Genomic DNA, 5,001 nt, shown 5'->3' with positions numbered 1-5,001 from the left:
CGAGACCCGCAGCAGGAACCGGTCCAGTTGCGCCTCGGGCAGCGGGTAGGTGCCCTCGTACTCGATCGGGTTGGCGGTGGCCAGCACGTGGAACGCCGGCCAGGTGTGGACGGGTTCGTTGGAGCGCTGGAGTTCCGCGTAGCGCTGGACCATGTGGTGGAGCGCGGCCTTCCGGTCCATGCCGTGCTGCCGCTCCGCCGCCCAGACCGCCTCGGTCTGCCAGACGGCGCCGTTGCGGCCGGTCCGGCAGCGCTGCTCGATGATGCCGAGCAACCGGTCCCGTTGGGCCGCCGCGACACCGAACCCGTCCAGGCCGGCCGCCGCGGTGGGCAGCAACTGCTCCAGCACCAGCTTGGTGACCGGCACGTCACCGAGCCCGGGCCAGTGCAGAACGGCGTCGAGGCCACGTCGGGCGGCGGCGTGGAAGTTCTCCTCGGCGGAGCTGAAGGTGAGTTGGCTCCAGATCGGACGGTCCGCCTCGGCCAGACCACGCGCCAAACCGAAGTAGAAGGCCGCGTTGGCGAGCATGTCCACCACCGTCGGGCCGGCCGGCAGCACCCGGTTCTCGACCCGCAGGTGCGGGCGGTCGTTCATGATGTCGTAGACCGGGCGGTTCCACCGGTAGACAGTGCCGTTGTGCAGCCGCAACTCCCCGAGTTTCGGCACGCCGCCGGCGTGCAGCACCTCCACCGGGTCCTCGTCCTCGCAGATCGGCAGCAACGGCGGAAAGTACCGCACGTTCTCCTCGAACAAATCGAAGATCGAGGTGATCCATCGCTCGCCGAACCACACCCGCGGGCGTACCCCCTGGGCCTTGAGCTCGTCGGGACGAGTGTCGGTGGCCTGCTGGAACAGGGCGATCCGGGTTTCCGCCCAGAGTTGGCGGCCATACAGGAAGGGGCTGTTCGCTCCGACCGCCACCTGCACACCGGCAATGGCCTGGGAGGCGTTCCAGTAGTCGGCGAAGCTGTCGGGTGCCACCTGGAGGTGGAACTGGAGGCTGGTGCAGGCGGCCTCGGGGGCGATCGAGTCGGTGTGCGTCCGCAGTTGCTCGACGCCACGGATGTCCAGTTCGATGTCCTCGCCGCGGGCGCCGACGATCTGGTCGTTGAGCACCCGGTAGCGCTCGTTGGTGGAGAGATTGTCCTCGACCAGGTGCCCCTCGGTGAGGGTGGGCAGGATGCCGACCAGGACGATCTTCGCGTCGGACCGGGCCGCGCGTTCGTCGGCCCGGGACAGGCTGCCGCGCAGGTCACGTTCGTAGTCGGCGAAGCCGGCGCCCTCGATGAGCCGGGGCTCGGCGTTGAGTTCGAGGTTGAACTGCCCCAGCTCTGTCTGGAAGAGCGGATCGGCGATGTCGGCGAGGATCTCCTCGTTGCGCATCGCCGGTTCGGCCGTCGAGTCGACCAGGTTGAGTTCGATCTCCAGGCCGGTCATCGGCCGGTCGGCGTCGAACCCGAAGTCGTCGAGCATGAGGGCGAAGACGTCGAGGCACCGCCGCACCTTCTGCCGGTATCGGACGCGATCATCCCGGGTGAAGGCGCCCTGTGAGACGTCCCTGCCCATGTGTCCTCCCGACAGCCGGCGCGGTCGGGATCCTGCCGTCCCGGAAAGCGCATTGTGAACCATCAACGGTAAGAGCGCCCACCTGACCGGGGCCAGAGGCCGACGGCGGTGATCCAACCTCGACCCGAGCGGACGGCTCTCGTGGCGCCATCTGTACCCCGTGGCCGGCCGACACGACCCGATGGCGGTGCGAACAACTCGTGACAATTACCACGACGCAGGGCCCGCGCCGACGTGCGGCGCGGGCCCTGCGTACCGGTGATCCGGGAGGGTTCAGGCCTGACGGACGGCCTCACCCTCGATCTCGATCTTGATCTTGCGGCTGACCAGCACGCCCCCGGTCTCCAGGGCGACGTTCCAGGTCAGGCCGAACTCCTCGCGGTCGATCTCGGTGCTCGCGGAGAAGCCGAAGATGTCCTGGCCGAACGGGCTGCGGCCGACACCCTCGAACTCCACCTCCAGCTCGACCGGGCGGGTGACGTCCTTGATGGTCAGCTCGCCGGCGAGCACGAACTCGTTGCCGTTACGGGACTTGACCCCGGTGCTGCGGAACTCGAGGGTCGGGAACTTGTCGGAGTCCAGGAACTCGGGGCTGCGCAGGTGGGCGTCCCGGTCGGCCTGCGTGGTGTCGATGCTGGCGGCCTGGATGGTCGCGACGACCGACGACTGCAGCGGGTCCTCCGCGACGGTGATGGTGGCGGTCGCCTCGTTGAACTCACCGCGGACCTTGCTCACCATCATGTGCCGGGCAACGAAGCCGACCCGCTTGTGCGCCACGTCCAGCGCGTAGGTGCCGGCCGTCGGGATGGTGAGGCCGTCCCAGTCGCGGGTAACCGCATCGATGCTGCTGGTCATGCTGCTGTCCTCCAGGAGAATTGTTTAGTAGCCCAACGACTGCTTGAGCAACTATAACCGTAACAACATTCCCTGTGTCAAGTACTGCTAGGATGAACGCGTGACCAACGTCTTCGACGATCCCCGGATCACCGCCGTCGGCCTGCTCTTCGAGGCACACGCCGGGCTGTCCGCCCGGTTCAACGCCCAACTCGAGGAGCACGGCCTCTCCGCGGTCGAGTTCGAGGTCATCACCCGACTGGCCCGCTCGCCGGGCAACCAGCTACGCATGACCGACCTCGCCGCGCAGACCTCACTGTCGACCAGCGGGGTGACCCGCGTGGTGGACCGGATGGAACGTGACGGCCTCCTCACCCGTCGGGCCTGCCCGAACGACCGGCGCAGCTCGTACGCGGTCGTCACCGCCGCAGGGATGCAGCGCCTGAACGAGACGCTGCCCGGTCACCTGCAGATGATCGAGCAGTGGTTCACCGGCCAGCTCGACCCCGAGGCGTTGACCGCCCTCCTCGACGGGCTGCGGCGGGTCCGCGACGCCGCGCATCCGTGCGCCACCGCCGGCAGCGACGACACCACCTTCGCGCAGGAGACCGCTACCAATCAACCCTGAGAGCACCCCGGGCGGCGGGGTGCCCGCACCGGCAGAAAGACCGGCAGAACTGACCCCACCAAGCTGGATGATTCGGGCCAAGTCGACTTTCTGCCGTTGTGGCGGTGGCAGGCTTCCAGCACCGGGGATCAACCGGGGGGTGACGGCGCGGGCGATCAGCGAGGGGTAGCACCAAGGGGGCTCTTCGCCCGCGCCACTCTCCCGTCGCCCGGTGGTCGTCGACTGCGCTAGGAGCATCCGCCCAGGGCCGCTACGGGGCCGCCGGTCCGTCCCGGTCGGCGGTCAACGCGTAGAGCAGTCCCGACTCGTGGGGCAGCAGCGCGATACCGCTCTCCCGACACGCCTGGTCGAGCCGATCGAGGACTGCCGGGTCAGCGGTGCTCGCGGCCAGCCCCACCAGCGCCTCCACCACGTCCCGCCGATCCTGGCCCGCCTCGGCAGCGGCGGCGAACCACTCGGCAGCCAACTCCCGGTCACCCCTGTGCAACGCCAGATTGCCCTCGATCAGCGCGCAGAGACCCACATCCGGCCCGTCCCCGGACAGCGCCATGTCATCGGAGCGCTGGCGTGGCACGGCCCACCCAGCTGGTGCTCGCACCGATCCCGCCGCCGCAGCCTCGGCCATCCCCGCGCGTAACTCGGCGAGCACCTTGGTCGCCTCCACGGCACGCCCGTCCTGGGCCAGTGCCAGCCCGACAGTCCCGAGCGTTCGGCGTCGGCGCCCCTGGTCACCCAGCTCGGACAACGCCGCCATCGCCCGCCGACCACGGTCGACGGCGTCGGCGTACCAACCCTCCAGGCGGGCGATCTCGGCTCGGCTGGCCCAGACCAGCACCCGCAGCCGCTGCTCCCCGCTCTCGGCGGCGAGTCGGTCCGCCGCGGCGAGCCGGCGTCGGGCCGCAGCCAGGTCACCGGTCCGGATCTCGTGCCAGGCGAGGCTGTTCTGGGCCACCGCCAGGTCCCGGGCCCGCCCGTCACGGGCCGCCAGCCGCAGCACCACCTCGGCCTGCTCGCGCGCGTCGTCCTGTCGGCCGACGGCGATCAACAGTGTGCCGAGCACGTTCCGCGCCTCCAGCTCACCTGTGACATCGCCGGCCTGCCGGAAGGTCTCCAACGCCGCACGCGCCGTCGGCAGCTCCTCGGCACCCGCACCGTGTTCGGCCGCGAGGCGGGCGACCCCGAGGGCGGCCCAGGCCCGCAGGATCGGGTCGGCATCGGCGGTACGCGGGTCCGCCAGCAGGCGGTGCAACCACCGCCGCCCGATGACATCGCGCCCACGGAACCGCCACCAACGGGTCAGGCAGGCCGCCAGCCGCAGCGCCGTCAACGGGTCGTCGGTGGCCGCGTGGGCCAGCGACGAGCTGATGTCACTGGTCATCTCGTCCAGCCGGTGCACCGCGTCGGACGAACGCGGACCAACGAGGTCGACAGCGGTCCGCGCCACCAACCGTGCGATCACCTCCGCGTGTCGCCGCCGGATGCAGGTCAACTCGCCCTCGCCGGCCGCCTGCTCGACGGCGTACTCGCGGACCGCGTCGAGAAGCCGGAACCGGAACGAACCGGTGCCGCGTACGCTCAGCAGCCCCAGCTCGACGAACCGGTCCAGCCGGGGGACGGGATCGATCGCCACCGTCCCGTCCTGGTCGGCCTCGTCGGCGAGCATCTCCTCGGCCAACTCCACCGACCAGCGGTTGCCGAACACGGCGAGCTGCCGCAGCGCCGCCCGCTCGTCCGGTGCCAGCAGCCGGTAGCTGGTCGCCACCGCCTCGCGCAGGGTGACGGTGGTCGCCGCAGCAGGGGTGGTCGACCGTCGGGTGAGCGCGTCCGGCGCGTCCCAACCGGGGTGGACCGTGGCGTCGGCGGGGGCGGCCAGGTCGAGCACCCGATCGCCGTACCGGCCGGTGCGGTGTGCCAGGTCAGACCTCGCGGCGGGTCGTTTCGTTGGGGCTGGCGGGTCGCCGGGTCAGTGTCGG

3 protein-coding genes and 1 pseudogene are annotated in these 5,001 nt (G+C 70.4%); 1 reads left to right on the top strand and 3 read right to left on the bottom strand.

The window, feature by feature from the left end; genetic code table 11:
• Together ACWCO3_RS31375 and ACWCO3_RS31370 are read right to left on the bottom strand one after the other, a co-directional pair.
• A partial coding sequence (locus tag ACWCO3_RS31375; RefSeq protein ID WP_450013500.1) for an AAA family ATPase occupies nucleotides 1-1,566 on the bottom strand: 1,566 nt, incomplete at its 3' end.
• A gap of 273 nt (nucleotides 1,567-1,839) precedes the next feature.
• Entirely contained in the window at nucleotides 1,840-2,421 is a 582-nt protein-coding gene (locus ACWCO3_RS31370; RefSeq protein WP_145778283.1) for a YceI family protein, read from the bottom strand.
• A gap of 100 nt (nucleotides 2,422-2,521) precedes the next feature.
• Between ACWCO3_RS31370 and ACWCO3_RS31365 the strand changes: the two genes are divergently transcribed.
• Nucleotides 2,522-3,028: a MarR family winged helix-turn-helix transcriptional regulator gene (locus ACWCO3_RS31365; protein ID WP_145778284.1), complete on the top strand. Its 507-nt coding sequence runs from the start codon at nucleotides 2,522-2,524 to the stop codon at nucleotides 3,026-3,028.
• A 250-nt stretch (nucleotides 3,029-3,278) separates the two neighbouring features.
• Here the strand turns inward: ACWCO3_RS31365 and ACWCO3_RS31360 are convergent.
• A pseudogene (locus tag ACWCO3_RS31360) lies at nucleotides 3,279-4,988 on the bottom strand (XRE family transcriptional regulator); the annotation flags it as partial.
• Between the last annotated feature and the right edge of the window lie 13 nt (nucleotides 4,989-5,001).

Source organism: Micromonospora sp. NPDC002411 (assembly GCF_053592955.1).
This window is presented reverse-complemented; position numbering and strand designations above follow the sequence as displayed.